This is a genomic window from Methanofervidicoccus abyssi (assembly GCF_004310395.1).
Taxonomy (GTDB): Archaea; AGJL01; Methanococci; order Methanococcales; family Methanococcaceae; genus Methanofervidicoccus; species Methanofervidicoccus abyssi.
This window is the reverse complement of record NZ_BFAX01000004.1, coordinates 297,774-323,308: the sequence shown is the minus strand read 5'-3', so window position 1 is coordinate 323,308 and position 25,535 is coordinate 297,774. Positions and strand designations below refer to the sequence as shown.

General features: G+C 33.9%; 23 protein-coding genes, 2 tRNA genes and 2 pseudogenes. 16 read left to right on the top strand and 11 right to left on the bottom strand.

From position 1 onward, the window contains the following. Positions 1 to 67 precede the first annotated feature (67 nt). The 9 genes from thrC to MHHB_RS05800 all read left to right on the top strand — a co-directional run bounded on the left by thrC (position 68) and on the right by MHHB_RS05800 (position 5,833). Positions 68 to 1,285 (top strand): threonine synthase, encoded by a 1,218-nt coding sequence (gene thrC / locus MHHB_RS05840; protein ID WP_131007722.1) that lies wholly within the window; start codon positions 68 to 70, stop codon positions 1,283 to 1,285. A gap of 13 nt (positions 1,286 to 1,298) precedes the next feature. Beyond that, complete coding sequence (locus tag MHHB_RS05835) at positions 1,299 to 1,811, top strand: 3-isopropylmalate dehydratase small subunit (RefSeq protein WP_131007721.1); 513 nt, start codon at positions 1,299 to 1,301, stop codon at positions 1,809 to 1,811. A gap of 462 nt (positions 1,812 to 2,273) precedes the next feature. Continuing rightward, entirely contained in the window at positions 2,274 to 3,059 is a 786-nt protein-coding gene (locus tag MHHB_RS05830; RefSeq protein WP_131007720.1) for a DUF166 domain-containing protein, read from the top strand. Positions 3,060 to 3,067: 8 nt separating this feature from the next. Next, entirely contained in the window at positions 3,068 to 3,640 is a 573-nt protein-coding gene (gene hisB / locus MHHB_RS05825; protein ID WP_131007719.1) for an imidazoleglycerol-phosphate dehydratase HisB, read from the top strand. Continuing rightward, the gene (locus tag MHHB_RS05820; protein ID WP_131007718.1) at positions 3,641 to 3,949 is read left to right on the top strand and encodes an MGMT family protein; all 309 of its coding nucleotides are present in this window, start codon (positions 3,641 to 3,643) and stop codon (positions 3,947 to 3,949) included. A gap of 356 nt (positions 3,950 to 4,305) precedes the next feature. Then, positions 4,306 to 4,378: transfer RNA gene (locus MHHB_RS05815), tRNA-Gly, on the top strand. A 21-nt stretch (positions 4,379 to 4,399) separates the two neighbouring features. Then, positions 4,400 to 4,475: transfer RNA gene (locus tag MHHB_RS05810), tRNA-Gly, on the top strand. A gap of 135 nt (positions 4,476 to 4,610) precedes the next feature. Next, the gene (locus tag MHHB_RS05805; RefSeq protein ID WP_131007717.1) at positions 4,611 to 5,300 is read left to right on the top strand and encodes a peptidylprolyl isomerase; all 690 of its coding nucleotides are present in this window, start codon (positions 4,611 to 4,613) and stop codon (positions 5,298 to 5,300) included. A 200-nt stretch (positions 5,301 to 5,500) separates the two neighbouring features. Continuing rightward, positions 5,501 to 5,833, top strand: coding sequence for a YraN family protein (locus tag MHHB_RS05800; protein WP_131007716.1), 333 nt, complete (start codon positions 5,501 to 5,503; stop codon positions 5,831 to 5,833). A gap of 186 nt (positions 5,834 to 6,019) precedes the next feature. Here MHHB_RS05800 and MHHB_RS05795 read toward each other — a convergent pair whose 3' ends face one another. From MHHB_RS05795 to MHHB_RS05785, 3 genes are all read right to left on the bottom strand, one after another. Beyond that, on the bottom strand, positions 6,020 to 7,141 hold the full coding sequence (locus MHHB_RS05795; protein WP_131007715.1) for a double-cubane-cluster-containing anaerobic reductase: 1,122 nt from the start codon (positions 7,139 to 7,141) through the stop codon (positions 6,020 to 6,022). Positions 7,142 to 7,326: 185 nt separating this feature from the next. Next, positions 7,327 to 8,058, bottom strand: coding sequence for an acyl-CoA dehydratase activase (locus MHHB_RS05790; RefSeq protein WP_131007714.1), 732 nt, complete (start codon positions 8,056 to 8,058; stop codon positions 7,327 to 7,329). Between the two features lie 338 nt (positions 8,059 to 8,396). Continuing rightward, positions 8,397 to 9,230 carry a F420-dependent methylenetetrahydromethanopterin dehydrogenase gene (locus tag MHHB_RS05785; RefSeq protein ID WP_131007713.1) on the bottom strand — a complete coding sequence of 278 codons (834 nt, stop codon included), beginning with the start codon at positions 9,228 to 9,230 and terminating at the stop codon, positions 8,397 to 8,399. Between the two features lie 346 nt (positions 9,231 to 9,576). Here MHHB_RS05785 and MHHB_RS06580 point away from each other — a divergent pair. Both MHHB_RS06580 and MHHB_RS06575 read left to right on the top strand, forming a co-directional pair. Then, a pseudogene (locus MHHB_RS06580) lies at positions 9,577 to 9,930 on the top strand (ABC transporter substrate-binding protein); the annotation flags it as partial. A gap of 234 nt (positions 9,931 to 10,164) precedes the next feature. Further along, a pseudogene (locus MHHB_RS06575) lies at positions 10,165 to 10,692 on the top strand (ABC transporter substrate-binding protein); the annotation flags it as partial. Between the two features lie 424 nt (positions 10,693 to 11,116). Here the strand turns inward: MHHB_RS06575 and tfe are convergent. From tfe to MHHB_RS05740, 8 genes are all read right to left on the bottom strand, one after another. Further along, positions 11,117 to 11,734, bottom strand: a complete 618-nt coding sequence (tfe, locus tag MHHB_RS05775) for a transcription factor E (protein ID WP_131007711.1) — start codon at positions 11,732 to 11,734, stop codon at positions 11,117 to 11,119. After that, positions 11,728 to 12,834, bottom strand: coding sequence for an ATP-grasp domain-containing protein (locus MHHB_RS05770; RefSeq protein WP_131007710.1), 1,107 nt, complete (start codon positions 12,832 to 12,834; stop codon positions 11,728 to 11,730). The genes tfe and MHHB_RS05770 overlap by 7 nt, the downstream gene beginning before the upstream one ends. Positions 12,835 to 13,050: 216 nt before the next feature. Further along, entirely contained in the window at positions 13,051 to 13,353 is a 303-nt protein-coding gene (locus tag MHHB_RS05765; protein WP_131007709.1) for a M48 metallopeptidase family protein, read from the bottom strand. Continuing rightward, entirely contained in the window at positions 13,350 to 16,244 is a 2,895-nt protein-coding gene (locus MHHB_RS05760; protein WP_131007708.1) for a type I restriction endonuclease subunit R, read from the bottom strand. Before MHHB_RS05760 ends, MHHB_RS05765 begins: the two co-directional genes overlap by 4 nt. Next, positions 16,241 to 17,494 carry a restriction endonuclease subunit S gene (locus MHHB_RS05755; protein WP_131007707.1) on the bottom strand — a complete coding sequence of 418 codons (1,254 nt, stop codon included), beginning with the start codon at positions 17,492 to 17,494 and terminating at the stop codon, positions 16,241 to 16,243. Before MHHB_RS05755 ends, MHHB_RS05760 begins: the two co-directional genes overlap by 4 nt. Then, positions 17,491 to 17,829, bottom strand: coding sequence for a HepT-like ribonuclease domain-containing protein (locus MHHB_RS05750; RefSeq protein WP_131007706.1), 339 nt, complete (start codon positions 17,827 to 17,829; stop codon positions 17,491 to 17,493). The genes MHHB_RS05755 and MHHB_RS05750 overlap by 4 nt, the downstream gene beginning before the upstream one ends. After that, positions 17,826 to 18,176 (bottom strand): nucleotidyltransferase family protein, encoded by a 351-nt coding sequence (locus tag MHHB_RS05745; RefSeq protein WP_326830422.1) that lies wholly within the window; start codon positions 18,174 to 18,176, stop codon positions 17,826 to 17,828. The genes MHHB_RS05750 and MHHB_RS05745 overlap by 4 nt, the downstream gene beginning before the upstream one ends. Next, positions 18,163 to 19,695: a type I restriction-modification system subunit M gene (locus MHHB_RS05740; protein ID WP_131007705.1), complete on the bottom strand. Its 1,533-nt coding sequence runs from the start codon at positions 19,693 to 19,695 to the stop codon at positions 18,163 to 18,165. The genes MHHB_RS05745 and MHHB_RS05740 overlap by 14 nt, the downstream gene beginning before the upstream one ends. Positions 19,696 to 20,296: 601 nt before the next feature. Between MHHB_RS05740 and MHHB_RS05735 the strand changes: the two genes are divergently transcribed. The 5 genes from MHHB_RS05735 (at position 20,297) to MHHB_RS05715 (ending at position 25,407) form a co-directional block, all read left to right on the top strand. Then, positions 20,297 to 20,857 (top strand): hypothetical protein, encoded by a 561-nt coding sequence (locus MHHB_RS05735; protein ID WP_131007704.1) that lies wholly within the window; start codon positions 20,297 to 20,299, stop codon positions 20,855 to 20,857. After that, positions 20,854 to 22,593: a coiled-coil domain-containing protein gene (locus MHHB_RS05730; protein WP_192893832.1), complete on the top strand. Its 1,740-nt coding sequence runs from the start codon at positions 20,854 to 20,856 to the stop codon at positions 22,591 to 22,593. The genes MHHB_RS05735 and MHHB_RS05730 overlap by 4 nt, the downstream gene beginning before the upstream one ends. Before the next feature lie 30 nt (positions 22,594 to 22,623). After that, positions 22,624 to 23,265, top strand: a complete 642-nt coding sequence (locus MHHB_RS05725; RefSeq protein ID WP_131007703.1) for a chromosome assembly protein — start codon at positions 22,624 to 22,626, stop codon at positions 23,263 to 23,265. A gap of 173 nt (positions 23,266 to 23,438) precedes the next feature. Continuing rightward, positions 23,439 to 24,080, top strand: a complete 642-nt coding sequence (locus MHHB_RS05720) for a coiled-coil domain-containing protein (RefSeq protein WP_131007702.1) — start codon at positions 23,439 to 23,441, stop codon at positions 24,078 to 24,080. Positions 24,081 to 24,186: 106 nt separating this feature from the next. Continuing rightward, on the top strand, positions 24,187 to 25,407 hold the full coding sequence (locus MHHB_RS05715; protein WP_131007701.1) for an ATP-binding protein: 1,221 nt from the start codon (positions 24,187 to 24,189) through the stop codon (positions 25,405 to 25,407). The last annotated feature ends 128 nt before the right edge of the window (positions 25,408 to 25,535 follow it).

Sequence of the window (25,535 nt, the reverse complement as noted above, 5' to 3'; positions counted from 1 at the left end):
GTTGTTATTATAATTTTAAATATATTAAAAATTTTTAAAAATTTTATACTTGTATGTAGGGGGTATGATGATACAGAAATGTATATTCTGTGGGAAAGAGTATCACATAGATGATATAATATACACCTGTCGATGTGGAGGGTTATTGGAGATAGTTTACGATTACGAGGAGATTAAGGATAAGGTATCTAAAGAGAGTCTTAGAAAGAGAGAGATTGGGGTTTGGAGATATTTGGAGTATCTCCCTGTAGAAAATCTGGAGAAGATAGTATCCCTTCAGGAAGGAGGTACCCCTCTGTATAGGTGTAAGAACCTAGGTGAGGAATTGGGATTAAAAGAACTCTATGTAAAAAACGAAGGTGCTAATCCAACTGGAAGTTTTAAAGACAGGGGTATGACTGTGGGGGTAACTAAGGCAGAAGAATTAGGTATAGATGTTGTTGGCTGTGCTTCTACCGGGAATACCTCTGCCTCCCTCGCAGCATACTCTGCAAGGGCTGGAAAGAAATGTATAGTGCTACTTCCAGGGGGAAAGGTAGCCCTTGGAAAACTTGCCCAGGCTATGTTCTACGGTGCAAAGGTGGTCCAGATCAGGGGAAACTTTGACGAAGCACTGGAGATGGTAAGGAAACTTGCTGAAGACGGAAAACTCTACCTCCTTAACTCTATAAACCCCTTTAGATTGGAAGGACAGAAAACCATAGGCTTTGAGATCTGTGACCAGTTAAATTGGAAGGTACCAGATAGGATTATAGTGCCTGTAGGAAATGCAGGAAATATAAGCGCGATATGGAAGGGGTTTAAGGAGTTTAAGGAGACTGGTATAATTGAAGATCTACCAAAGATGACAGGTATTCAAGCAGAGGGGGCAAAACCTATTGTAGATGCATTTAAAAGAAATTCTAGGAGTATAGTACCTGTGGAGAATCCTGAGACCATAGCAACTGCAATAAGGATAGGGAATCCAGTTAACTATCCAAAGGCCTTAGATGCAATATATTCTTCTGGAGGTTATGCAGAGAGTGTAAGTGATAGGGAGATCACAGAGGCTCAGAAACTTCTTGCAAGGAAGGAAGGAATATTCGTTGAACCTGCATCTGCGGCTTCAATTGCAGGACTTATGAAGTTGTTGGAGATGGGGATAATAGATAAGGATGAGAGGATCGTATGTGTAACAACTGGTAACGGGCTGAAGGATCCAGATGCTGCCATAAGGGCTAGTGAAAGACCTATTGAAATAGAGTGTGATATGGAAATACTAAAAAGTATTATTGAAAAGATATAAGGGGTGTTATGGTATGGAGTGGATAATAGAAGGGAGAGCATGGGTATTTGGTGATAACATAGATACAGATGCCATTCTTCCAGCGAGATATTTAGTATATACCACAGAAGAAGAGTTAGCAAGGTATGCTATGACTGGTGTAGATCCTGAATTTCCCAGGAAGGCGAGAGAAGGAGACATTATAGTAGGAGGAAAGAACTTCGGTTCAGGGAGTTCAAGAGAGCATGCACCAATGGGGTTGAAAGGTTTAGGTATTTCCTTAGTTGTTGCAGAAAGTTTTGCAAGGATATTCTATAGAAACGCTATAAATATAGGACTCCCACTTTTGGAGTGTAAGGGAATAAGAAAACATGTTAGAGAGGGAGATATCTTAAGGGTGGATTTAAATAAAGGAGTTGTAAAAAACATGACAACAGGTGTGGAGTTGAAAGCCCAGAGACTACCAGAGTTCATGATGGAGATTTTAAAGGATGGGGGATTGATGCCCTACTTAAAGAAGAGGAGATTAAAAGGGAAATTAAAATAAACTAAACTGAAAAAGGACTGAACTATCTTGATTTTTAATTTTATAAATTTTATAATTATAATTATTGTCTTTATTGTGATTCTTTTAGCCGTTAGTAGTACAATTATTAAATTAATTAGGAGTTAAAGTTTATATATTAGATTTCGATAATATTAAATAGCACCCTTCAATAAACCGACCCACATGGAGCACATGGGTATTACCTTGCGATGATAGCGGGTTCGATATTGAAGGGATATTTAATTAAGGGATTTTTAGGGCGAGCCCTGTGACAGGGGGTTTCCCTTGGGATGATCAGGGTACAGTAAAAATCCCTATAGCCCTCAACATTGGGTTAACCATTCTGACGTAGCATGGGCTAAGGATGAGGAATGGGGTTAGTGTTGAGGGATAATTTCTATTTTCCTGTTATTAATATTGTCTATTGTTATCTTTTTTATTCTGCTTAGATGGTGAAAAATTATGAAACTTACCTTTATATATCACGAAGATAACAAAGGAATGGAGAGGTTTTACAACCATCTAATAAATAATAAAGATTTTTGTAGAATATGTAAAGATTGTTATAACTGCCGTGGAAATTGGAGTTATAGAGAAGATGTAGGGAGAATTGTCATACCTCCAGTGGATAGAGAAGTATTTATAGAAGATCCTTCTGAGTATCTTCCAGAGATCCCCAGGGGAGATGTGGTAGTGGCCCAACTCCATGAGGACCTTCTCTACGAAATCCCCCATATGATGGAGGATAAAGGATATAAGCTACTTATAGTGCCCTCTGAAAGCCCTAAGGATCTATCTCTTTCCATGAGAAACTTCTTAAAGAAGAGCTGTGAAAAGTTAGGGATAGATTTTGAAAATCCAAAGCCTTTCTGCTCCTTAAAGAAGAAGGAAGGTAGAGAAGTACTTAATAAGTTTATAGAATACTTTAAGATAGGATACCCTCAGATGGAGGTAGAGGTGGAGAACCATAAGGTGGTGAATACTAAGGTAATAGTATCTGCGCCCTGTGGTGAAACATACTACATCTCAAAGAGGATTAGGGGAAAATCTTTAGAGGAGTTAAAGGAAGAGATCTTCAATGCACATCACAACTATCCTTGCTTAGGAAGTATGGAGTACGACAAGGAGCTGGGAGATACTATACTCCACGAGGCTGGTTATATAGCACTAGATAGCGTAAAAAGAGCCCTCTCATCTTACAGGTGCAAAAACAGATACTGTAGTAAAGGGTGCTTGATACAACCATAGGTGATAACTTGAGAATCTTCGAGATTAAGAGGAAAACTAAAGAAACTAATATAACTTTAACTATAAACATCGACGGTACTGGAGAGTACGAAATCTCCACAAAGATACCTTTTTTTGATCATGTGCTTTCCTCCTTTGCAAAACATGGATCTTTTGATCTCTATATATATGCAGAAGGGGACTTAGAAGTGGATGATCACCACATTGTAGAAGATGTAGGTATAACTTTGGGCCTTGCTCTAAACAAGATTGAGAGAAAGAATATAAAAAGATTTGGATGGGCCATCATTCCCATGGATGAAGCCCGTGCTACGGTGTCCATAGATCTAGGAGGAAGGCCCTATATTGTTGGAGAGTATATTCCAAATAGGTGTAGCATAGGGAACTTTTCAACAGAGAATGTTACACACTTTTTCCAGTCTGTTGCAAACAGCGGAAGGATGAATATACACTTCGAGGTAAAAGGAGAGAATGAACACCATAAGATAGAGGCTCTTTTTAAGGCCTTTGGTGTAGCTCTAGATATGGCCACTCAGGTGGATGAGAGGAAGGGGATAATAAGCACGAAGGGAGTGATTTAAATGGAAGGATCATCCCTGAGAGATAGATGCTATAGATTAGTGTGTAAGATACCGAAGGGAAAAGTTACCTCCTACAAAGAGGTTGCAGAAGCCCTTGGAATCAGAGGATATAGATTGGTTGGGATGCTACTAAGTAGAAATCCTGAGCCAGTAAAGATACCATGTCACAGGGTAGTTAAATCCAACGGTGAGGTAGGAGGTTATATAATGGGCGTTGATAAGAAGGTAGAACTTCTAAGATCTGAAGGCATACCTGTTAAGAATGGAAGGATAGTGGATTTCCAGAGATACTTTTTTAGGTTAAAGTGACTGGATAAAAAGTAACAAAACTTTTTCCATTAAAATAATAAATTGGAATTATTATTAATTATAAATTATAAAATAACAAAATTATAAAAGATAAAAAGAGATCAAACATAAAAATAAATCTGGTTTTTATATCTTTAGAATATGTTGAACACTGAAAAAGATAGGTAGAAGCTTTTTATTCTTTTTATTTTTTATTTTAAAAATAAAAACTTATATAATATATAATTATCTCTTTCCAAAAATAATTCTTAATACTTATAACAACTATAAATTCGGCTGTGTCTATCTATGCACTATATCGTAATCTATATATATTACAATTTCTTTTATATATTTTGCCTGTGGTGAGGGGAAAAGCGGCCTTGATGTAGCCTGGTATCATACGGCCCTGCCACGGCCGGTACCCGGGTTCAAATCCCGGAGGCCGCACTTAATAGTATAAAGTTGTTTGCGCCAGTGGTGTAGCCTGGTATCACTCTGGCCTTCCAAGCCAGCAACTCGGGTTCAAATCCCGACTGGCGCACCATCTTTTTTTATTTTTTTAATTCTATATCCATATATTTAAATATAGTAATATAGATCTAATTTAACAAAATATATATACTACTATAACACATTAGGATTTTATCAATTTTCAATAAATAAACTAAAAGGTGTCAGTATGGAAAAGGGAGCCATTGTAAAGGTGTCTTACAGTGGATACGTAGATGGAAAACTCTTCGATACAACCAATGAAGAGCTGGCAAAGGAGGAAGGAATATACAATCCAGGAATTAGATACGGCCCAATTACTGTTATAGTGGGGCAGGGCATGTTGATACCAGGATTAGATGAAGCACTTTTAGAGATGGAAGTGGGAGAAGAAAAAGAGTTAGAACTACCACCTGAAAAGGCTTTTGGTAAGAGAGACCCTTCAAAAATTAGACTGGTACCTCTTAGGGAGTTTAAAAAGCATAAGATAAATCCAGTTGTAGGTATGCCAGTTACAATAAATAACCTGGTAGGTAGGGTAGTAAGTATAAATGGGGGAAGAGTTTTAGTAGATTTCAACCATGAATTGGCTGGAAAGACTGTAAAATATATCTTAAAGGTAGAAGAAGTAGTGGAAAAACCAGAAGATGTGGTAAAGGAATTGTTAAAACTCTTTATACCTCGTTTAAATATGGAAGAGATAAAAGTTGAAGTGAGAGAGAAAGAAGTTAATATTACTATACCTGGAGAGATGTTAATACCCCTAAGGGATATAGGAGTACTTATAAAGGTAGTTGCCGATGAGATATTAAAGAGATTGGATATTGAAAAAGTATCCTTTATAGAGGAGTTTAAAAGGAAAGATGAAAAATCTCAGTAATGGTAGTTTTTACCCATATATTTTTAACTAATAACTTATAATGAACTAATGATTATTATAATAAAAATTCTAATGAAAATGATCAGTGAAATTGGATAAAATTATTAATTTCTTTAGGTTTTTTAACTGTATTTATTGGTTTAAGAAAGTAATGCACACTGCTACTCTTTAACTTTCTAAATTTTTATTGGAGATATAAAATGGCTAAAAGAAAAGGTAGTAAAAAAGAAACTCTCGTAGCCAATAAATTGAAAAAATTAGGTTACAAAATATTAGAAAGAAATTCAGTTAAAAGGTTAAATCAATACAAAAAAGCAGAATATGATGTAATAGCAAAAAGAGGCAATAAAAAATACGCTATTGAAGTTAAAAGTGGAAAACAAACACTAACAAGTAATGACATAGAAAAACATGTTAAAAAATCAAATAAAATCGGAGCAAAACCAGTATTTTATGTTAGTAAAAGGGTTAAATTTACGAAACCAGCTCAAGAATTGGCTAAAAAGAAAGGGGTTAAAATAATAAGGGATTAAATTATCATTTGGGCACTAACTGAAAATCTTTGACGATGTAAAATCTATACAATTCTTCCCAATTACTTTATTTTCCATAATTTTTTAAAATCCAATATCTCTTTTTCTTTTTCTCTTTTTATAACGATGCTATTTTCATAATATATAATTATTTAAACCTAAGTAAAAAGTAAAAAATAAATAGAATTAAATCATTTCAATAAATGCTTCTAATCTTGTTTTTAACTGTTCTTTGTCACTTTCTGAATAATCGGTTTCAATTCTAATGATTGGAATACCTTCTTTTTTAAGCTCTTCTTCAACTCTTGCCCCTTCCACGTTAAATGTGTGGCAGTATTGTAATGTGTAGTAAACTACACCATCAGCATTTAGCTCTTTTACGAGCTCTTTTATTCTTTTAATTCTATTATCGTTTTTGAATATGCAGGCACATGGTATTTTAAAGTATCTTTCAGCCAATTTTTCTAGATCGTAGCCTTCAACTAAGTTTTCAAACTGTCTTGTTCCAGTGCAGCTTTCTTCACCTACAACAACTCCACCAACTTCCTCTATTATATCAACGATTTTTGTGTTACCTGCAACCATTGGGCAGCCAGATATCAAAATTCTTTTTCCTTCGTAACCTTCCCCTTTCTCAACTTTTTCTTCCAGCTCTTTTACCAACTTCTCTAAGATAGGTATTAAAGTATCGATATCTAGTAAGTAGGCCAGTTGGAATAATCTTAATGCTTCGGTACCTTTAATTGGTGTTGGAGTTTTAGCCCTCAGTTTGTAGATCTTGTAGAATAATTTTCTCATTTTATTTACTTTGTCTATTGCTTCTTTAAGTTTTTCTTCGGTAATTTCGTTTCCTGTGATTTCTTCAATCATTTTTTTAAGGTCTTTAACTTCATCTAGCCAAAGTTTAGCTGATCTTTCATCTCTGAAGTGTGGTAGGTGCATTACATGCATTGGAATCATTTTTTCCATGAGCTCAAACATTTTCTTCTTTCCATCGCAGGTGGTTTCTCCAATAACAATATCTGCAGCTTCAAAATATGGACAGGATTTTGTTTTTTTGAATCCATAAGATGATTTTATTAACGGACAGAGATTTCTTGGTAAATCCTCTTCTGCAGCAGGAATTGTTGTGTCTTTACCTCCACATAAACCTACAGGGATCCCATTAGCAGCTAAAATCAATTCAATTGGCACAAATGAACAGAAAAGTCCAAATACTTTTCTTCCTTCTTCTTTTTGTTTGTAGAGTTGGTCTTTTCTATTTGCAAATGCCTCGTTTAATTCATTCATTGCTTTCAGATCACTCATCGTTTCACCCATATTTAAGTTCTTTGTTATTAGATTTTTTAATATCCCATCAAATATATCTAAAAACAATTTATACATCGTTAATTATAAAATATAAATGTTTTTATTAGATTTTTTAATAACAACGCTGTTAAAAAAATAAATAAATTTTAACGTGTTTTTCCTTTGATAAATGGTTGATATATCTAAACCATCAAACAAGCTCCAACACAGCATACTATCTGAGGCTCTTCTGGAACCAGCAATTTTTTGTTCAATTTATTTTCCAAAACCTCTGTCAAAACAGAGTTTTTGGCAACCCCTCCACTAAAAACTATATTATTTATTTTCATCTTATTTACCATTGGAACAATCCTATTGGATATACTCTCATAAACTCCCATTAAAATATCTTCTTTTGGAGTTTTTTTAGACAGCAAAGATATAATCTCACTCTCTGCAAAGACTGCACACATGGACGAGATTTTTGCAATATTATCTGATTTATATCTGTTTAAATCACCATCTATTTTAAGTATGTCAATACATTTTTCTAAAAATTTACCTGTTCCCGCTGCACATTTGTCTGAAAGTATAAAATCAATCACATTTCCATCATGATCCATTTTTATAACCTTAATGTCCTGTCCCCCAATATCTATTGCTCCCTCAGCTTCTTTAAAAAAGTAATTTGCTCCTTTTCCTAGGGCTATAACTTCTGGAACTATCTTGTCTGCAAAGGATATTTTATGTCTTCCATACCCTGTGGCAACTATTTTATCTATATCGTATTTTTCATTGAATTCTTCAACCATTTTTAAAATATCTTCTTCTTCTACGATAACTCCGATATTTTTTACAGTATAATCCACTATATTTTTACCATCCATTAAAACCATTTTTGTAGTTGTTGAACCGATATCTATCCCCATAATCACAATCTCACCATAAATATACGATGCCATGTTAATTATAACATAACCAATTATAATATACATTGTGTAAATTATCAATAATATAATAATTAATTATTATATTAAAAAGCCAAAAACTAAAAAGAAATTATTCTGGTTTTTCCATCTTACTTAATATTTATCCTTCTGGATGTGTAGTTTCCTACTTACAGCATCTGCTGATTTTTCTATCTCATTTCCATTCCTTTTTTAACAGCATTGGTCATTATTTTTATCTTAATTTTTTAAAATAATTGTTTGTATTTTTATACTACAAAAAATCGATAAATAGAAAAAAGGAAGTTCCTATCGTGAAAATATTATTATTCAGGCTTTTCCATGAGTTTCTTCTTGTTCAGTATTCTTCCATCGGCCCCATGGGGCTTTCTACTTACAGTATCCAGAGATTTCTCTATCTCTCTAGCCTCATCTACTAACTTGGCAGCATATCTTATCATCTCATGGGCAGATGCTACTACTGGTAGATATTTCTCCCTTTCTTTTACCATAAAACATCCTTTGACATTGGTGTCTCCAACCATCTCTGCAATTTTAAAGGCAGCCATTGCCTTTGCCTTTGCATAAGGATTGGTGTATTCCATAGATTCTACAGCCTTACTCTCATTTACGACTATCTTAGGAAGTTCAACTTCTTTACCTTCTTTTATAGCATTTATCATACTGTCTATTGCATTCTGAACAACCCTTATAGCTCCAGTTCCAGCGAGTACCTTTAACACATCGGCATTGAAGAGTACCATCTCAATGGGATCTAAGAACTCCCTCCTTGCACCTATCATTGGATCACATTTTACTATAATATAACCCAAACCCTCTTTTTCAATATCGTCCTTTACCTTCAACCCTGGAGTATCTCCTATAATAACTGAAGGAATACCACATTTACTTAACAGCTCCCTAGCTTTCTTAGGACCTGGTGCTGCAGGATTTGGACTGATGAATACTATAAGATCAGGTTTTATATCTTCAATCATTTTTTTAGTAACTTCCTCTACCTGTTCTACACCCATCTTAGCTCCACTTCCTAATACTCTAACGTCTATATCTTTTCTGTCTGCTCTCTCATCCAGGATTAGATCAACCAGTGGAGAAGTTCCTATATTCCCACATTTGATAATTCCTACCTTTACTACCATTGTTATCACCTAAAAAATTTTATTATCGGTATTATTAATAGTCACTCTCTTTATATTTATTTTTTTTCATTTTGTTTTTATTTTTTGTATTATATATTAATACTTTTAATATACCATATCGATCCTATTACAATCTGATTTATTATAGTAAAAACATTTCTAACTCTTTAAATATACTCTGGCCTTTAGTTATCATTTTAAGAAATTATATTATTATTTTCATGTAAAAAAATCGTAAAATTTATATATAACTGTATAAAAGTTCTTTTACACTGAGATTTTTAGAGGTGATACTATTAAGAAGTTAGTAACTCTGTCTGTTGCAGGACTCCTCGTCTTAGGAGTGATGTTGGCTGGGTGTATGGGAGGAAGTACTACTACAGAAAGCGCCATGGTCGATCTTATAAACTGCAAAGGGCAAAGTGCAATGTCACAACTTTTAAGTACGGGAGAGCTTGATGCTGTAATAGCATGGCAGCCAACACCTGCAGTACTAGAAACTAAAAATGTTGGAAAAGTAATTATATACAGTGGAGATCTTCCTCCAAAGGGCATGTGGAAAAACCACCCCTGTTGTGTGATGGTAGTTTCAGAAGATGCTCTGAAAAATAAGAATAAGAATTACGCTGTCAAACAATTCATGAAGTTGATATTACTGTCGACAAAGGAGATGGAGAGAAACAAGACATTGGCAATAGAGGCAAGTGCCAAGTGGCTGGGAGTAGATAAAAAGATAGAAGAAAAATCAATACCAACTATTAAGTTCGTTTCAGATCCTAAGGTTATAATAAACGGAACTTTGAACTTTGTAGAAGTTATGAGAGAACAGGAAGCAGTCAGTGGTAGGTTGAACACCACTGACAGGGAGAAAATACTTAATACACTCTTTGACTTTAAGATCTACAACGAAGTGCTTGAGGAGATAGAGAACAACATCTCAGTTAATCCACCTTATCCACCTTCAGAGGTACCTACCTTAAGGATTGCATATCTACCATCTGACCACCACGCTGCACTCTTCGTCGCAGCAACATATCCAGAGTTATTTAAGAAGAAGTACGGTATATATTTGGAAGAAGTAGAACCTAAGAAAAAGTATGTCCTCTACAGTCATGGTAAAAAGGTAGCTAACATTGAATTAACACAAGTAACTGAAGGGGGAGCAAAGATAATGACATTAATGGCCCAGAACCAGATAGATATAGGATTCAACGGTGTTCCTCCAGCCATATTTGCCATTGACAAGGGCACTAAAGCAAAGATCGTATGCGCCATTAACACTGAAGGTTCAGCAGTTGTTGTAAGGAAAGATATCCCCGTAAATAACTGGAATGAATTTATAAATTGGATAAAGGAACAGCACAAGGAAGGAAAAGTTGTAAAAATAGGCTATCCTTTACCTATGTCTATACAGTATGTGATGATAAAGAAAGCCCTTGAAGCTGAAGGTATCACTTACAGTGGATAATCTTAATTAATTAAACTTAGACAATAATCATTGAAGAATCGAGCACTGGAAAAAATAGGTAGAATTTCTGTCAAATCTTTTCTTAAGGGTTTTTTTACACTTTTTTATTGTTGTTATTTTTATTATTAAATTTTATTAAGATAATTAAGATAAAAAATAAAAAAGTAAAAAAGACTTCTATCTGTATTGCTTTATCTTAGATAATTTTCTGAGAACTTGGGAAGATGGATTCTAATTCTTGACAGTGGTTTTATACCTTTAAGAAGAGAGTAACAGAATTTTATCATATCCCTTCAGTATTTTTACAGTATTCAAGGATTTCTGAGAAGATATCTAGATTTTCACTCTTTTTATTTATTATATATTCAACAACTTTGTCGGCACTGTGTTTTCCTCTAATATACCTACATGGTAGTTCCTAACTTTTTACCTTCCTTCTCTTAGACCCTTTTCTACCTTTAGCCTTGGGCGTTACTGGTGGTAGGGGTGTTGAAAATATACTTAACTTTAACCCTTCCTCTAAAAACTTTATCTGGTCTTTAAGTAACTCTATATCTCTACTGTTGTCGTACTCCTTGAATATTCCTCCACAGTGGGGGCACCTAAACCCACAGTCTATAGCCTCCTCGAATAGGTATTTGATTCCACACTTGGTACAGTAAAAGAACATATTATTTTCCTCAATTGTCAACTGTTCCTTAAGTTTTTTTAACTTCTCCTGAACTCTCTTCTTTATAACCCACGGTAGTTTATCCAAGGTAGGTTTCCAGGTGTAGGTGTACCAATTGATATCTTCCTCCTTTTCCCTGGTGTAATCTACAAGTCGTGCATCGTAAAGTTTATAGAGCAACTTCCTTACAGTGTTTAACTTTAGATTTAACTTCCTAGATATCTCATCGTCAGTAGCTTCTCCCAACTCGATAAGTGTGGTTAATACGTCAAACCCTTCTATATTATCCTCCAGGATGTCTAAAAGTATCTGCTGGACTAATGGATCCTCTAACATCTCGTATAATTTTTTCTTACTTGTTACCATGGAATCACCATCTTAGAGACTTCCTTTACTGTGCTTTTTACCTCTTCTATGTTCCTTCCGATTACTGTAGTTAAAGGCTCCCCTTTCTCAATTACAGCGCCGTATCTAGGAACATCTACGACGTTGTCTATTTTTCTTATAAAGGAGACTACCTTGCTATCTGTAAATAGGATTTTTTTAATGTACTGTTTCATGGATCTAATTTTTAGAGACCTTCTACGTCCTTCTACACTTTCTATTATACACCTTACAAGGTTGCACTGGAGAGCCAATTCTACAGTTTCAAAGGTTCCTGGGATCCGTGGATTGATCTCCAAAACCACTGGAAGCCCATCCTTTATCATAAAATCAATACCGTTCATCCCTCCTAAATCAAAAAAATCGAGGATATCCTCAAATAACTTTGTGGTGTATTTTATATCTAACAGCCTATCTAGATTGTAAGGAGTGATACATCCATAGTAACTGTTACCTTCAACTATCTGTTTGTTGAAGGTGATGAACTCTCTACCTATATAGGATGCACTGAAACTTTCAGAAGGTATATATTCCTGTACTATACAGGGGTACTTTAAATTTTTTAGCAAACTACAATATTTGTCATCACTTATATTTAAAGATATTGTTAGGACCCCCTTACCACCATAACCGTAGATCGGTTTTACAACTACCTTATTATACTCATAGAGAAGTTTCTCCAACTGTTGAGAATTGTAGATGATATATGTAGTAGGTACTGGACACCCTAAGTTTTCCAACTTCTTTGTTACAAAGTACTTGTTACTCAGTTTCTTTATCTTCTTCGGTGAGTTGCCGAGGACATTCCAGTTAGGTGTCTTGGAGTTTTCATATTCAAATACTCCAGAACAGATAAAAATATAATCCACTTCATCGATGTATTTCTCGGCACAATCTATTAACTTTTTGCTGTCATAGTTTTCACTGAAACACCCATGACACATGTCGTTTATAAAGTACTCTTTCACATCTGCCTTTAAATCTACAGGGTTGTAATAGGACACTGAATAAACCTCGTATCCCAATCTTTTTGCAGAATTTGCCACTGGGCGTGTATTAACACCTACTACAAGAATCTTCATAAGAATCACTATATTTTAAGCAATGTCTGATAACAATAATAAAAAATATTAATCTCATTATTATCAGATGAATAATACTTTAATAAAAATATGGGTTAATTTAAACATTAAAATTCCCATCAGAGGTTATTTTATAGCCAAGTATAAACTAGAAATCTAAAATAAAAAATAATTAAAATAAAAATAATAAATATAGTAAAAGATAGTTAAAATTTTTCACTTGTTCTTCAGATATTCATGAAATTTCTCCCATTCTGGCATGTAAGCGTAGAGTAAAGTTTTAAATGTCCGTCCGTGATTTGGGATTATTTTGTGCAGGAGTTCATGAAGCACAACATATTCAACACATTCAAGTGGAAACTTGAGTAATTCTTTGTTGAGAGTTAAGATTCCATTGCTTGAGTAAGATCCCCATTTGTTCTTCATCTCTCTTATCTGAATTCGTTTCACATTTACTTTCAACTCTTTCTGCCATTTCTCACAGATTTTTAACACATCTTCCCGTGTAATTTCTTTCATAGTTCTTCACTTCTCATAATTTTATCGATTCCAAGCAGTTCATTAACCAGGTTTACAACATTATCTAACTGAAGTTTTTGGAGTTCTTTTTGCAATACTTTGTAGAGATCTTGCCGCAATTCTCTTTCTACATTTTCATTAAAAGTCCAGTGTTCTTTACTCGAAATTATCTCATGAATCTTTCTTGAAATATTCTCATTTTCTATTCCATGCCTTCTCAATATCCAGAAGTAGCTGAATTCTTCTCTACTCAACCCAGATTTTGACTGTTCTTTTTCTGCTTTTGCTATATCTTCTGCTATTTTTGTTAGCTCTTCTAAGGCAGATTCTACACTCCTCTGCCTTTCTCTGAGCTGCGAGATGATCTTCTCAACCTTTTCAGCTATGGAAACCAAATAAGGGCTAGCCTTTCTTCTTTTTTCTATGTGTATCTTTATACTCTTATATAAGCTTGCAACCTTTACTCTCTGGGAGAGCTTATCAGCCTTGATGGTTTTGGCTATATCTTCATTTATCTCATAGAGTGGAAGGTTATCTACTATGTTCAAGAGCTCAACATTTTTCTTTATTAAACCTTCAGTCTTTTTGAGAATATCCCTTCTTATTCTCCTTCTTTCAGCCTCAGGATTGTAAGTTTGATAAATTATCTCATAGATTTGCACGAGCAATCTGTATTTTTTGATGTAGTCTCTTAAAAACTCGTCTGGAGACAGTATCTCATATATCTCCTGAATCTGCCTGAATATTTTTATGTATTCCTTCCTTTTATCTTCCTCAAAGAAGTAATCAATTATGTTTTGGATTCTTTTATTCTCGTCTTCTAAATCAATTTCTTCCAATATTTCATCAGCTTTATTCATTAGCTCTTTGAATCTTTCTTTGAGCTTATCATAATCGATAAGACCAGCTTCTACATCCTTAGAATAAAATGCCAATGCTCTTTGCAAATCCTCAAATATTCCAATGTAATCCACGATCAATCCACATGTTTTTCCAGCATAAGGTCTGTTTATCCTTGCAATTGCTTGAAGCAGGGCATGGTCTTTTAGAGGTTTGTCAAGATACATGACATAGAGAACAGGAGCATCATAACCAGTAAGAAGTTTTTCAGTAACTATCAGAATTTTCGGGAGTTTTTCGGGAGATTTGAAGTCTTTTCTTATTCTCTTCTCCTCCTCTTCAGAAATATGGTATTTTTTGAGAAGTTCGCTATCCCTGTAATTTGAGGTATACACGACTTTGGTGTAATCTTGTGGTAAATACTTGTCAATCGCTTCCTTGTAAAGTGCGCATGCTTCTCTATCAACGGCAACTATGAAAGCCTTGAAACCAAGAGGTTCTACAAATTTTTTGTAATGCTCTGCTATATGCTTAGCTATTTTATCAATTCTATCTTTTGCTTTTAGCACAGCTTTCAGTTTTTCTGCCCTCTCTATGATTTTATTTACACCTTCAATACTTGCAATTCCTTCTTCTTCAATAACCCTGAAAAATTCCTCCTCAAGTGTTTCCTTGTCAACATGAAGCTCTGTTTTTGCAAGCGTGTAATAAAGCGGGACAGTTGTTCCGTCCTCTATGGATTCATCTATGGTATATTTATCAAGATATGCCTCCTCTGGTGGATAGCCAAATGCTATAAATGTCCCCCTTCCAACTTTTGTTTTATCAACTGGTGTACCAGTAAAACCGAAGTAGAAGGCATTTGGCAAAGCTCCACGCATGTAATTGCCCAAGTCCCCCTCCTGACTTCTATGGGCTTCATCTATTAGCAAGATTATGTTTTCTCTTTTGTTGATATGCTTTGGCATACCTTCAAACTTATGGATAGTCGTGATAATGAGACCTCGGTAATCATCTTTAAGTAGTTTCCTTAAATGTTTCTTGCTTTTAGCTCTCACTATGTTCGGATAACCATAAGCCTGAAAGTTCTGATAAATCTGCTGCTCAAGTTCAAGTCTATCTATTACGACGATAATTGTAGGATTCTCAAGCTCCGGAATTTTCCTTAACTCATCTGCTAAAACTATCATTGTAAGGGTTTTATAGGCTCCCTGGGTGTGCCATATCAAGCCTTTCTTTTTCTTCCCTTCTAGCACTCTTTTTATTATTTTCCTAATCGCCCTTCTCTGGTGCTGTTTCAGTATGTATTTCTGGAGTTCTTCATCAACTGTCATAAAAACGATGTATGAGCGCAGAGTCTCAATAACCTCTTTTTTATCAAAGAAGGATTTGATGAGTTTCTCAAAATTAAAGCCGTTTTCAACTTTCCACCTGTAAAATGTTTTACTTTCGTACTTCCAAGTAGGACCATAGAAAAGCCTTATTCCCTCTGATACAGCATAAAACTGGAGGTATTTAAAAAGTTCTGGCAAAGCTTTGTTGTAAATATTCACCTGCTCAAATGCTTCCTCTTCTGCCTCATAAACAGTAGGGCTTTTTAGCTCAAAATCACATATGGGTATGCCATTTATAAAAAGAACTATATCCATCCTTCTCTTTTCTCTATCCTCAAACCAGAACTCTTTTGTAAAAGCAAAGTGGTTGTTTTCTGGATTTTCAAAGTCAATTAATTTAAAATTTCTCTCCCTTTTCTCTCTCTCAACATAAACCGTCTTTTTACCCCTCAGATAATCCAGAAATTCCTGATTGCCTGTGAATGTTGAAGGTATAAGCCTTAACCTTCTTACAACATCTCCAACATTTTCATCCGTTATTATTCCCTTGTTTAGTTCCTTAAGCTTTCTTTCAAGAATATCAAGGATAAAGGGCTCTTTCATGTCACAACCACGCTTTCCGTTTAGATCAGCAGGTGGGATGTATTCCCAGCCTATTGCTTGCAAGTGATTGATTACCCTATCCTGAACATCCTTTTTTTCGGAGATGAGCCTCATATTTCCACCTCTTTAAGCCTTATCTCCCCGCTCATGAGTTTGTGGAGCATTGTCTTGAAAAGCTCCTTTAAAACTTGCTTTCTTTTCTTCTCAACCTCTATCTTTTTGTCAACTACGCTTAAAATGTGAGCAATTTGTTTTTGTTCTTCAAGTGGGGGAAGGGGGATAATAAATTGTTTAATTCTTGCTAAAGCTAATTTTGGTTGATTTGCTTTGTGTACAGCACGTTTTATTTGATTTTGTCCAATAGATGAAGCCAAAAAATAAGCTAAATACCATTTGGTAATGTTATTGCTTTTCAAAACTAGTTTAGCAGCATTTTCTGTCAAATTGCTATTTTCTAATTCCTTGGGAATAACTCCGACTATCCCCGGAGTACCTGCAATTGAAATGTAAATATCATTTGACGAAATTGTGTATTTTCTAATTTTATTATAAGTTTCCCTCATTAGAAATTTAACATTTTTTAAATCTACACTCATATCTTTAAAGTCCACAACTCTTATGTATGGGTACCCTGTGTTTCTATCAACAAGTTTATGTCCTTTAGGAACTCTTTTCCCTCCTTTTACATCAACAACCTCCCCCAGCCACACCACCTTCCAGCTCTTCGGGATAAGCCCAATTTCTGTCTCCTTCTGCTCCTCTCCGTAAAGCCCTTCGGTAAAGAGTTTTTGCATGAGGGATTTCTTGAGATTTCTCACCTGCTCTATTATTCTGTCCTGAATCTCAATAGCCTGCTGGATTTTATCCAGAACTTTGGCAATTTTTTTCTGCTCGGAGAGTGGGGGAAGGGGGATTTTTATGTATTGCAAAGACTTTGAGGCGTGTAGAATTGTTACCCCCGTTGTGTGGGACTTTATAACATCTTGAACAATAGGGTGTTGAAGTATAAAATAAAGATAATTATAGTTCAGTTTATTTTTCCAATTAGGTTTAATTAAAACTTTCCTTATTCCAGATGCGTATGCACCTTGCCACCCTCTTGCAACAGCACCTGGAGAACCATCCAATGCTATTAAAATATCATCATCTTTACATAATTTAACTTCTTTACATGTAGTATAGACTAATTCTTGCAGTCCTTTTGCAATATTCCCAACTCTTATAAAAGGTATTCCTCTTTTTTCTGAGTTATAATTTTTACTTCCTACTTCTATGCCTCTTTCAAATACGCAACAATCTAATATTGGTACAACCTCCCAATCCTCAGGAATCAATCCTATTTCTGTTTGTTTGAATTTACTCATTTTAACCCCTCCAGAATCTTACTAATATCTTCCTTAAGTTTCGGTATATCTTCTTTTACTATCTTCCACACATTTTTATAATCAACACCAAAATACTTATGGATAAGCACATCTCTCAAGCCTGCTATCTGTTTCCAAGGGATATGTTTATATTTGTTTTTTATATCATCAGGTATATTCTTTGCAGCTTCTCCAATAATCTCAAGGCTCCTTACAAATGCTCTTTTTAGAGTCTCATCTTTTATAAACTGTTCAAATTCTAAATTTCTTGAGGCATTTTCAAGATATTCGCATTCATCAATGATATGCCTCAAAAAGGGTTTAATATCTTTCATATATAAATTACCTCTTTCTCTATATACGGTTTTATGTAAGGGCTTATACCTTTGCTTGAGACTAAATCAACCTTTCTTCCCAGCTTTTTTTCAAGAAATTCTGCAAGTTCAACAAATTTCAATCCTATAGGTTCAGAAAATTCCACGATTATATCAATATCACTATCTTGGCTTTGTTCGTTCCTCACAACAGAGCCAAAAAGCCCTATTTTTGAAACCTTAAATTCTCTTTCAAGTATGGGTTTTAATTTTTTTAATACCTTGATATACTTCACAACTTCCCAATCCTCGGGAATCAAGCCTATTTCTGTTTTTTTAAATTTGAAATTATTTTTATTCATTTCCATATTTCCACCCTAATTTATTTAAAATTTCTTTTAACTCCTCATCAACCTTTCTCCTCTCCTCCTCAACCTTTGCAAGCTCAACGAGTATGTCCTCAACTGGCAAAATCTCCTCTTTCTCATCAACTGAAACATATCTGGAAGGGCTCAGGTTGTAATCGTTCTTTCTTGCCTCCTCTATTGTTATGATCTTTGAAAAACCTTCTATTTCCTTCCAGCCGAAATATGCATCAAGTATCTTCTTTATGTTTTCATCCGTCAAATAATTCTTTGGTCTTCCCTTTGCAAACTCCTTTGAAGCATTTATAAGCAAAATCTCGCCCTTGTGCTTCTTCGCCTTATTTATCACGATTATGATTCCGGGTGCTGTTGTGTTGTAAAATAAATTATCGGGGAGTAAAATCACTGCTTCAATAAGATCATTTTCCACAAATTTTTTCCTTATTTCTTTCTCTCTATCGATCCCAGGGCTTCCGCTCCCTCTTGTTACTGCTCCTGTATCAATAACCACAACCAGCTTTCCACCATCTTTTAAAGAGGCAAACATATGCTGAATCCATCCCCAGTCAGAGCTTTGCCTTGATGGAGGGATTCCAAAGCTGAATCTGTTGTAAGGGTCATTTTCAAAGACTTCCTGCGGAAATTTTTGATTCCACATCGGGTTTGCCACAACTTTATCAAATTGCTTAACCCTGTTGTTCTCCAAAAATTTTGGATTCCTTATTGTGTCCCCAACCCTTATATCTGCATCCATGTCATGGATAAAGGCATTCATTTTTGCCATTGCATAGGTAAATGGATTTATTTCCTGTCCATAGAGCTTTAAAGGCCTTTTAACTTCTTTTTTCTTTTCCCTTAAAACGAGCTGGGATTTTATAAGCAAACCACCTGAACCGCAGGCAGGATCATAAACCTCTTCTCCTTCTTCAGGATCAAGTAAGTAAGCCATTAACAATCCAACCTCTCTTGGTGTATAGAATTCACCCGCTGCCTGCCCTGATCCTTCAGCAAATTTTCTCAAAAGGTATTCGTATGCTCTGCCCAGAATGTCAGGCTCTACATCATCCAAACCAAGCCTGTGCTTGCTCAGAATTTGCATTAACCTGTGGATGCTCTCATCGCTTATTATTCTCTGTCCTGCCTGAGTTGCATTAAAATCAACAATATCAATAACTCCCTGCAATTTTGGATTCTCTTTTGCTATTTTCCTCAATGCCTCTGTTAATTTTTCACCCAAACCTGTTGTTATTTTCCTGATATTCTCCCACAGACATTCTTCAGGGATGTAGAATCTTACGAGTTTTCTGTCTTTTTCTGCAAGCTTTCTTGCTATCTCTTCATTTCCAAGTTCACTGGCAAGCTTCTTTATTTCATCTTCATAAACATCACAGAGCCTTTTATAAAATATCAATGGGATTATGTAATCTTTATACTTTGGAGCATCTATTTCTCCTCTAATACTACATGCTGCTTCCCAGAGCCAATTTTCTAATGTTGAAGTATCAAGCTTTCCAAACCACATAACTACATCACCCTTTTATTTTTATAGGCGGCGTGCGGAATTTCTGCTAACATGTATTTTACGCACTTTTATTCACATAATCCCCAAAAAATAGTTAAAACGAAGTTTTATAAACCTGAATTTCATATAATTTTTTATGGATTTATATATTAAAAAGCTTACGCCGCAAGAGATAAAGCTAAAGAAATTTATATTTGACAACCTTTTATTTTATGTCTATTATGATTGATAACATATTTAATTTAAAATTAAAATATTTTAATTATTTTTATGAAAATATAACTGCAGTAATAATGATAATTGTCAAAAATTCGAGGGAAAAAAATAGATATTAGGTATAGTAAAGGAGACAATATTTATTTTGGAGATGTAACTAGAGAGAATGTTAATCCAAAGAAAGTTTTGAGTAAAAAAATCACTATAAATATATCTTTAATTCCGAATATTGTTACCATTTCTATTTTAACATATTCGTAATTTTAATATTTAAACTACCTATACCCTTCATATACGTAGTTTTCCATTTTGGATAAAATTAAAACTACTCCAAAAAACCAAAAACATTATATATTCTAAAAATCAAAATATATTTTGGGATATTATGAGCAATTTAATAGTGATAGATTATGACAAAGATGCTGAGAGAAAGAGGATTGATTACCTAATCGAAAAGTGGTCAAATAAAGGAAATATGGAAAAAATAAGAAAGATGGCAATAATAGCAGACATAGATGACATAGATGGGTTTATAAACGATATTATGTCCCGTTTGGAAGGAAATCCAGAAGAAAAAGTAAGAGTCTATGAAATTAAGGAAATAAAAAAAACAATATCTTCAAAAAAAATCACACTGAGCTATAAGATTACCGGTAAAAAAGAAGGAGTAGAGAGTTTTTTAAAATATCTTATGATAAAACTTGGTGCAAGCTACGAATGTTCTGTAAATGGTACAAAAAAATACGAAGTATACACAAAAAAAGGAAGTTGTTCCATTTCAATCAAATTATACGAAAACCTTCGGTTTTCGAATCCAGTAGGTTACGAAAATAATGAAAATAAATTAATAATAAACTTTGAAATTGAAGGATACGGCGAAAGTGTAGATTTAATAAAAAATAAAATTGACAATGATATGAAGTTATTTATTGAGGGGTTATTATGAGTCTGTTTTCAGAGGGAAATTATGAACAATTAGATAAACTAAAACAAAAAGCAAACAGGGTATTAAGAGATGGATACGATATAATATATGAACCTTATGAAAAAAGGGTGGAGTTATGGAATAAAATAAAAGAAAATTATGAAAAATACAAAGATGGGGAATGTGGGAAGTTTTCAAAAGACATTGACAATGCCGTAAGAAGAGATTTTGAATGGGCATTAGCAACACTTGCATTTAGTTTTTATCATAACAACGAGTCATTTCCAGCAATTAAGCGATATAAACCTAAGGAGCTCGAACTTGTGGAGTATATTTTAAAGTATAATGTGTTTGAACTCTGGACAGTGGAGGATCTTTTAAGGGAAATAAGCAAAGCAAATAGGGATGGCACGGACGAAACTTTGAATCTTCTTAAAGAATATTACAACAACATAGGAAAAAAAGTTGATGAAATTATAAAAGACTACACAATAAAGCTTCCAATAAGGGATTATGCAAAAACAAAATGGAATGAATACAAAACTAAAATGGATGAGGCAATATTCAGAGCAATGAAGGAAATAGATTGGTTTAGCGACTTTATAACTGGCGTAGATAATAAAATCCAAAAACTTGAAAATGAAATTTACGAGCTCCGTGATTTTATAAGGGTGGAGAAGAGAAGGTTGAGAGATGAACTCGAACGAGAAAAAGAAATAGAACTCTCAAAAATTGAGGAAATGAAAGAAGAGTTAAAAAGAAAGTTTGAAAGGGAAAAAGAAAAAATAAGAATGGAAATTGAAATGGAGAAAAATAGGGAACTTCAAGAGAGACTAAAAAAGGAAATTGAATGTATTGAAAAAGACTATATGGAACTTATTGAGGAATTAAATGAAAAAATAAAATCATTGGAATCAGAAAAAACAGAATTAAAGGAGAAAAATGAGGAACTAACCAACCTTTTAAAAAGGATAAGAGATGCTAAAAAGGAAGGTTCGAGATTTGTAAGAACAGAAAACGCATTATCTTATGAAGAATGGTTTATTGGACGATTGGATAAAAAACTGGATGAAATGAAGAATACGGGCGTGAAAGTGGAAAATAAAACTTTTAAAATAATATCTATTGAAGAAGTATTTGATCCAAACAATTCAGTGGAACTTCCTAAAAATAAACAAATAATAGCAGTGTTAAAGGAGAAAAAGCTTAATCCGTTTGGTAAAAGGATGAAAGTAATGTTGAGGGGAATATTCCTAGCAAATAGGGAAAATTACAAAAAAATGGGTTTTGATGTTTATCCAATATCGTTGGGTAAAATAATTGAGGTGATGGAGAATGTGAAAGATGACAGTTTTGATAAAATTGTGTTACTGATTGCCTCACCAACAGGTTTTGAGGATGAAGTGATTAAATTTGTTAATTCTGATGACTTTAAAATGAGATATTTATCCAAAAAAATTGCTCTCGCACTTCTCGATGTTGAAACTGGGAATCTGTACTATAATGAAGTGGATGAGTATGCAAAGGCATTTGCACCATTGATGAGTTTGGAATTTGATAAGGAGAAGATTGAAAGATTGAAAAAGTATATTGATGAGAACATATTTATAAAAAAATATATTACGCTGGAAGAGGCTATCAATGAGGTTGGAGATGAAAGGGTGGCAAAAAAGGTATTTTATGAATATGAAGCTTCCGGAAAGGGGAAAACTAAATATTATAAAGGAATTGGTTTTGTTTTGTTAAAAAATAATTAGAAAAATAACTAAAATAAAATAGGTGAAAAAATGAGTTTATGGAACAAAATAAAAGGGAAATTACAAAAAAATCCACTAGAAAAATTAACAATAAGGGATTTAGAGGGGGAAAGAATTAGATTAAAAAGTAAATTGGATAGGGTGAAAAAAGAGATAAAATTATTGGATAAACAAAAGAAGCGATTATTCAAAGAAGGGATTGGTGCTGATAAACTCACAAAAAAAATGCTTGCACAGGACATAAAAAGTATTGAAATGGAAATGAGATTAAAGTATAAAAGCTTCCAAACTTATCAGAAACAGTTTAATTTTGTAAATAACCTTTTAATAGTCAAAAAATACGAAAAAGAATTGAAAAATATAGGAATGTGGGATAAGATTAGCAACATACAACCTGAGCTCTTGGAGTTAAAACTGAGTGATATAATACTCGATGGTAAGGAGTTCGACCAAACTGTTGAGAGGTTGAATAAGGTCTTTGAAATTAGAATTGATGATTTTGATGAGGAAGTCGATAGCACAGAGAAAAAACTATTCGATGCATGGGGGCAGGTTGAAAGTGGCGATATGGAAGCTGATGATGTTGTGAGCAATTTGAACTTGGATGCTGATGAGGAGGAAGAAGAGGACGATGAAGAATTATTTAAGAGATTAGAGAAGGAGAACCGATAATAATTTAATTTTCTATTTTTTTGAATATAATGAGTAATGTGGGGATATTGTGGTATGTGATAAGATTAAAATCCCATATCTTATTAAGTAGTGGCATCAGCGGAGGTAATAATCCACAAGATTAAATTAGGTTTCAAATGTGATTAAAATCTCTCAAAAAATGAGGGGGTAAAATGTTAGGTAAATTGAAAAATCTGTTCTCTAAAAATAAAAATCCATTAGATATGCCATTAGATAAACTAAACGAATCAAAGATAAAATTGGATATTCAAGTTAAAAAATTAGAAGATGAACTCTCAAAAATAGACGAGCAAATCACAATATTGTTTGAAAAGGCAAAGAACTCTAAAAGCAAAAGTGAAGAACTGACAATTGCTACAAAAATAAAAACTCTCAGTCAAAGAAAAAAACAATTACAAAACGCTCATGCTCTATTAAATAAACAGATGAGATTTGTAGATAATCTTTTAGTAATAAAAGAAAATGAAGAGATTTTAAAATCCACGCCTTTATGGAACACACTAAACAGCATGTCGCCACAGGAGTTGGAAAATCATTTAATTAATATGAAAATAAATAGTGAAAATATCATTGGAACACTAAATAACGTTCTCGGCATCACCGACGATATGCTGAGCTCGGCATCAGAAGAACATGACGAAGATATTGAGGATATATTAAATACAATACATGCGATTAAAGAGGGGGAATTGGATATTGACGATGCAAAGGAAATAGTATCCGATAAAAAGAAGCAGGAAAAAGAAGACGATTTTGAAGAAGAGTTAAAGAAATTAGACAAAATAATAAATTGATTTCGTTGCTCACTTACTTCGTAAGTGATTATTAGAAAAATAATTATTGCCACCTATTTTAAAATAATATTATTATAATATTTATCATATTTTGGGGGGGGTTGTATTGGAAATTGATTTATACGGAGCTCTGATGAGTCAGTTTAAAAGAGCTAAAAAAGAGTATGAAATAGCAAAGGAGAAAAAGAACGAAAGTATTGCTAAAAAAAAGGCATTAGAATGTGCCAAATTATTGAGACAAATAGCAAAGTATGATGAATACAATGAAAAAAGATATTTGGAGAAAGCTAAAAAATGGGAGTTAGTGGCAAATAACATAGAAGAGGTATTTAATCCATCAAAAGCTAATAAATCCAAATCTACAAAAAAATCAGGACCATCAAATAAACCGAGCTCATCAAACACCACGGAGGATGAGGTAGAAAATGAGATTGATAAGTTTAAAAATTTTGTGAAAAATAATTTAATACAAAAATCCACTATAAAATGGGAAGATATAGGGGGGTTAGAAGAAGTAAAACAGCTTATGATGGAAACTATAGTAATATCAGCACTTCAAAAGCCTGCATCAATACAGCCGTGGAAAGGGATTTTATTATTTGGACCACCTGGAACAGGTAAAACACTATTGGCTTCTGCATGTGCTGGAAGTTTGGAAGCAACATTCTTTAATGTTAAAGCATCATCCGTATCGAGTAAATACTATGGTGAATCTTCAAAAATTATAAGTGCATTATATGATGTTGCAAGAGAGCTCCACCCAAGCATAGTGTTCATAGATGAAATCGATGCCTTAACAACAAAGAGGAGCGATGGAATAAGTGAGGCATCAAGGAGAATGTTATCGACTTTATTAACAGAATTGGATGGTTTTCAAGATAAGGGGAGCGATAGGTTAATATTAACGCTTTCGGCAACAAATACGCCATGGGATTTGGATGAGGCTGTACTCTCCAGGTTTTCAAGGAGAATTTATATTCCTTTACCAGATAAAAAAGCTACAAAGGAAATTATTAAAATTAACACAAAAGGGCTTAAGTTGGATGTTAATTTAGATGAAATTGCAGATAAGTGTGTGGAAAGGCTTTATTCTGGTAGGGATTTAAAAAATCTCTGTCAGGATGCTATTTGGAATATGATTAGGGATGTAAATAAGGATTTATATAAAATGGCTAATTTGTCCTATAAGGAGTTGAAGAGAAGGAAGTTAAAAACAAGAGCTCTGACTGATGATGATTTTGAAGAGGCATTTAAGAAAATAAAGAGTCCTTTAACTAAATCGATAATTAAGAAGTATGAGAAATGGAAGGAGGAGTTTGGAGGATAATATTTTTTTAATTTTTAAAACTCTTTTTTGAATATTTAGAAAATCGTAGATTTTCCCCCTCACTGCGTAATGTTTAAGTAAAATTACAGTAATAAAAATTTTATATTATTAAATTTTTGGAGGGGGAT

What these genes read in the sequence shown, in the direction of transcription:
- thrC (WP_131007722.1), top strand. Translation starts at nt 68, where the DNA reads ATGATACAGAAATGTATATTCTGTGGGAAAGAGTATCACATAGATGAT.
- MHHB_RS05835 (WP_131007721.1), top strand. Translation starts at nt 1,299, where the DNA reads ATGGAGTGGATAATAGAAGGGAGAGCATGGGTATTTGGTGATAACATA.
- MHHB_RS05830 (WP_131007720.1), top strand. Translation starts at nt 2,274, where the DNA reads ATGAAACTTACCTTTATATATCACGAAGATAACAAAGGAATGGAGAGG.
- MHHB_RS05820 (WP_131007718.1), top strand. Translation starts at nt 3,641, where the DNA reads ATGGAAGGATCATCCCTGAGAGATAGATGCTATAGATTAGTGTGTAAG.
- MHHB_RS05805 (WP_131007717.1), top strand. Translation starts at nt 4,611, where the DNA reads ATGGAAAAGGGAGCCATTGTAAAGGTGTCTTACAGTGGATACGTAGAT.
- MHHB_RS05800 (WP_131007716.1), top strand. Translation starts at nt 5,501, where the DNA reads ATGGCTAAAAGAAAAGGTAGTAAAAAAGAAACTCTCGTAGCCAATAAA.
- MHHB_RS05795 (WP_131007715.1), bottom strand. Translation starts at nt 7,141, where the DNA reads ATGAGTGATCTGAAAGCAATGAATGAATTAAACGAGGCATTTGCAAAT.
- MHHB_RS05785 (WP_131007713.1), bottom strand. Translation starts at nt 9,230, where the DNA reads ATGGTAGTAAAGGTAGGAATTATCAAATGTGGGAATATAGGAACTTCT.
- tfe (WP_131007711.1), bottom strand. Translation starts at nt 11,734, where the DNA reads ATGGTAACAAGTAAGAAAAAATTATACGAGATGTTAGAGGATCCATTA.
- MHHB_RS05770 (WP_131007710.1), bottom strand. Translation starts at nt 12,834, where the DNA reads ATGAAGATTCTTGTAGTAGGTGTTAATACACGCCCAGTGGCAAATTCT.
- MHHB_RS05765 (WP_131007709.1), bottom strand. Translation starts at nt 13,353, where the DNA reads ATGAAAGAAATTACACGGGAAGATGTGTTAAAAATCTGTGAGAAATGG.
- MHHB_RS05760 (WP_131007708.1), bottom strand. Translation starts at nt 16,244, where the DNA reads ATGAGGCTCATCTCCGAAAAAAAGGATGTTCAGGATAGGGTAATCAAT.
- MHHB_RS05755 (WP_131007707.1), bottom strand. Translation starts at nt 17,494, where the DNA reads ATGAGTAAATTCAAACAAACAGAAATAGGATTGATTCCTGAGGATTGG.
- MHHB_RS05750 (WP_131007706.1), bottom strand. Translation starts at nt 17,829, where the DNA reads ATGAAAGATATTAAACCCTTTTTGAGGCATATCATTGATGAATGCGAA.
- MHHB_RS05745 (WP_326830422.1), bottom strand. Translation starts at nt 18,176, where the DNA reads ATGGAAATGAATAAAAATAATTTCAAATTTAAAAAAACAGAAATAGGC.
- MHHB_RS05740 (WP_131007705.1), bottom strand. Translation starts at nt 19,695, where the DNA reads ATGTGGTTTGGAAAGCTTGATACTTCAACATTAGAAAATTGGCTCTGG.
- MHHB_RS05735 (WP_131007704.1), top strand. Translation starts at nt 20,297, where the DNA reads ATGAGCAATTTAATAGTGATAGATTATGACAAAGATGCTGAGAGAAAG.
- MHHB_RS05730 (WP_192893832.1), top strand. Translation starts at nt 20,854, where the DNA reads ATGAGTCTGTTTTCAGAGGGAAATTATGAACAATTAGATAAACTAAAA.
- MHHB_RS05725 (WP_131007703.1), top strand. Translation starts at nt 22,624, where the DNA reads ATGAGTTTATGGAACAAAATAAAAGGGAAATTACAAAAAAATCCACTA.
- MHHB_RS05720 (WP_131007702.1), top strand. Translation starts at nt 23,439, where the DNA reads ATGTTAGGTAAATTGAAAAATCTGTTCTCTAAAAATAAAAATCCATTA.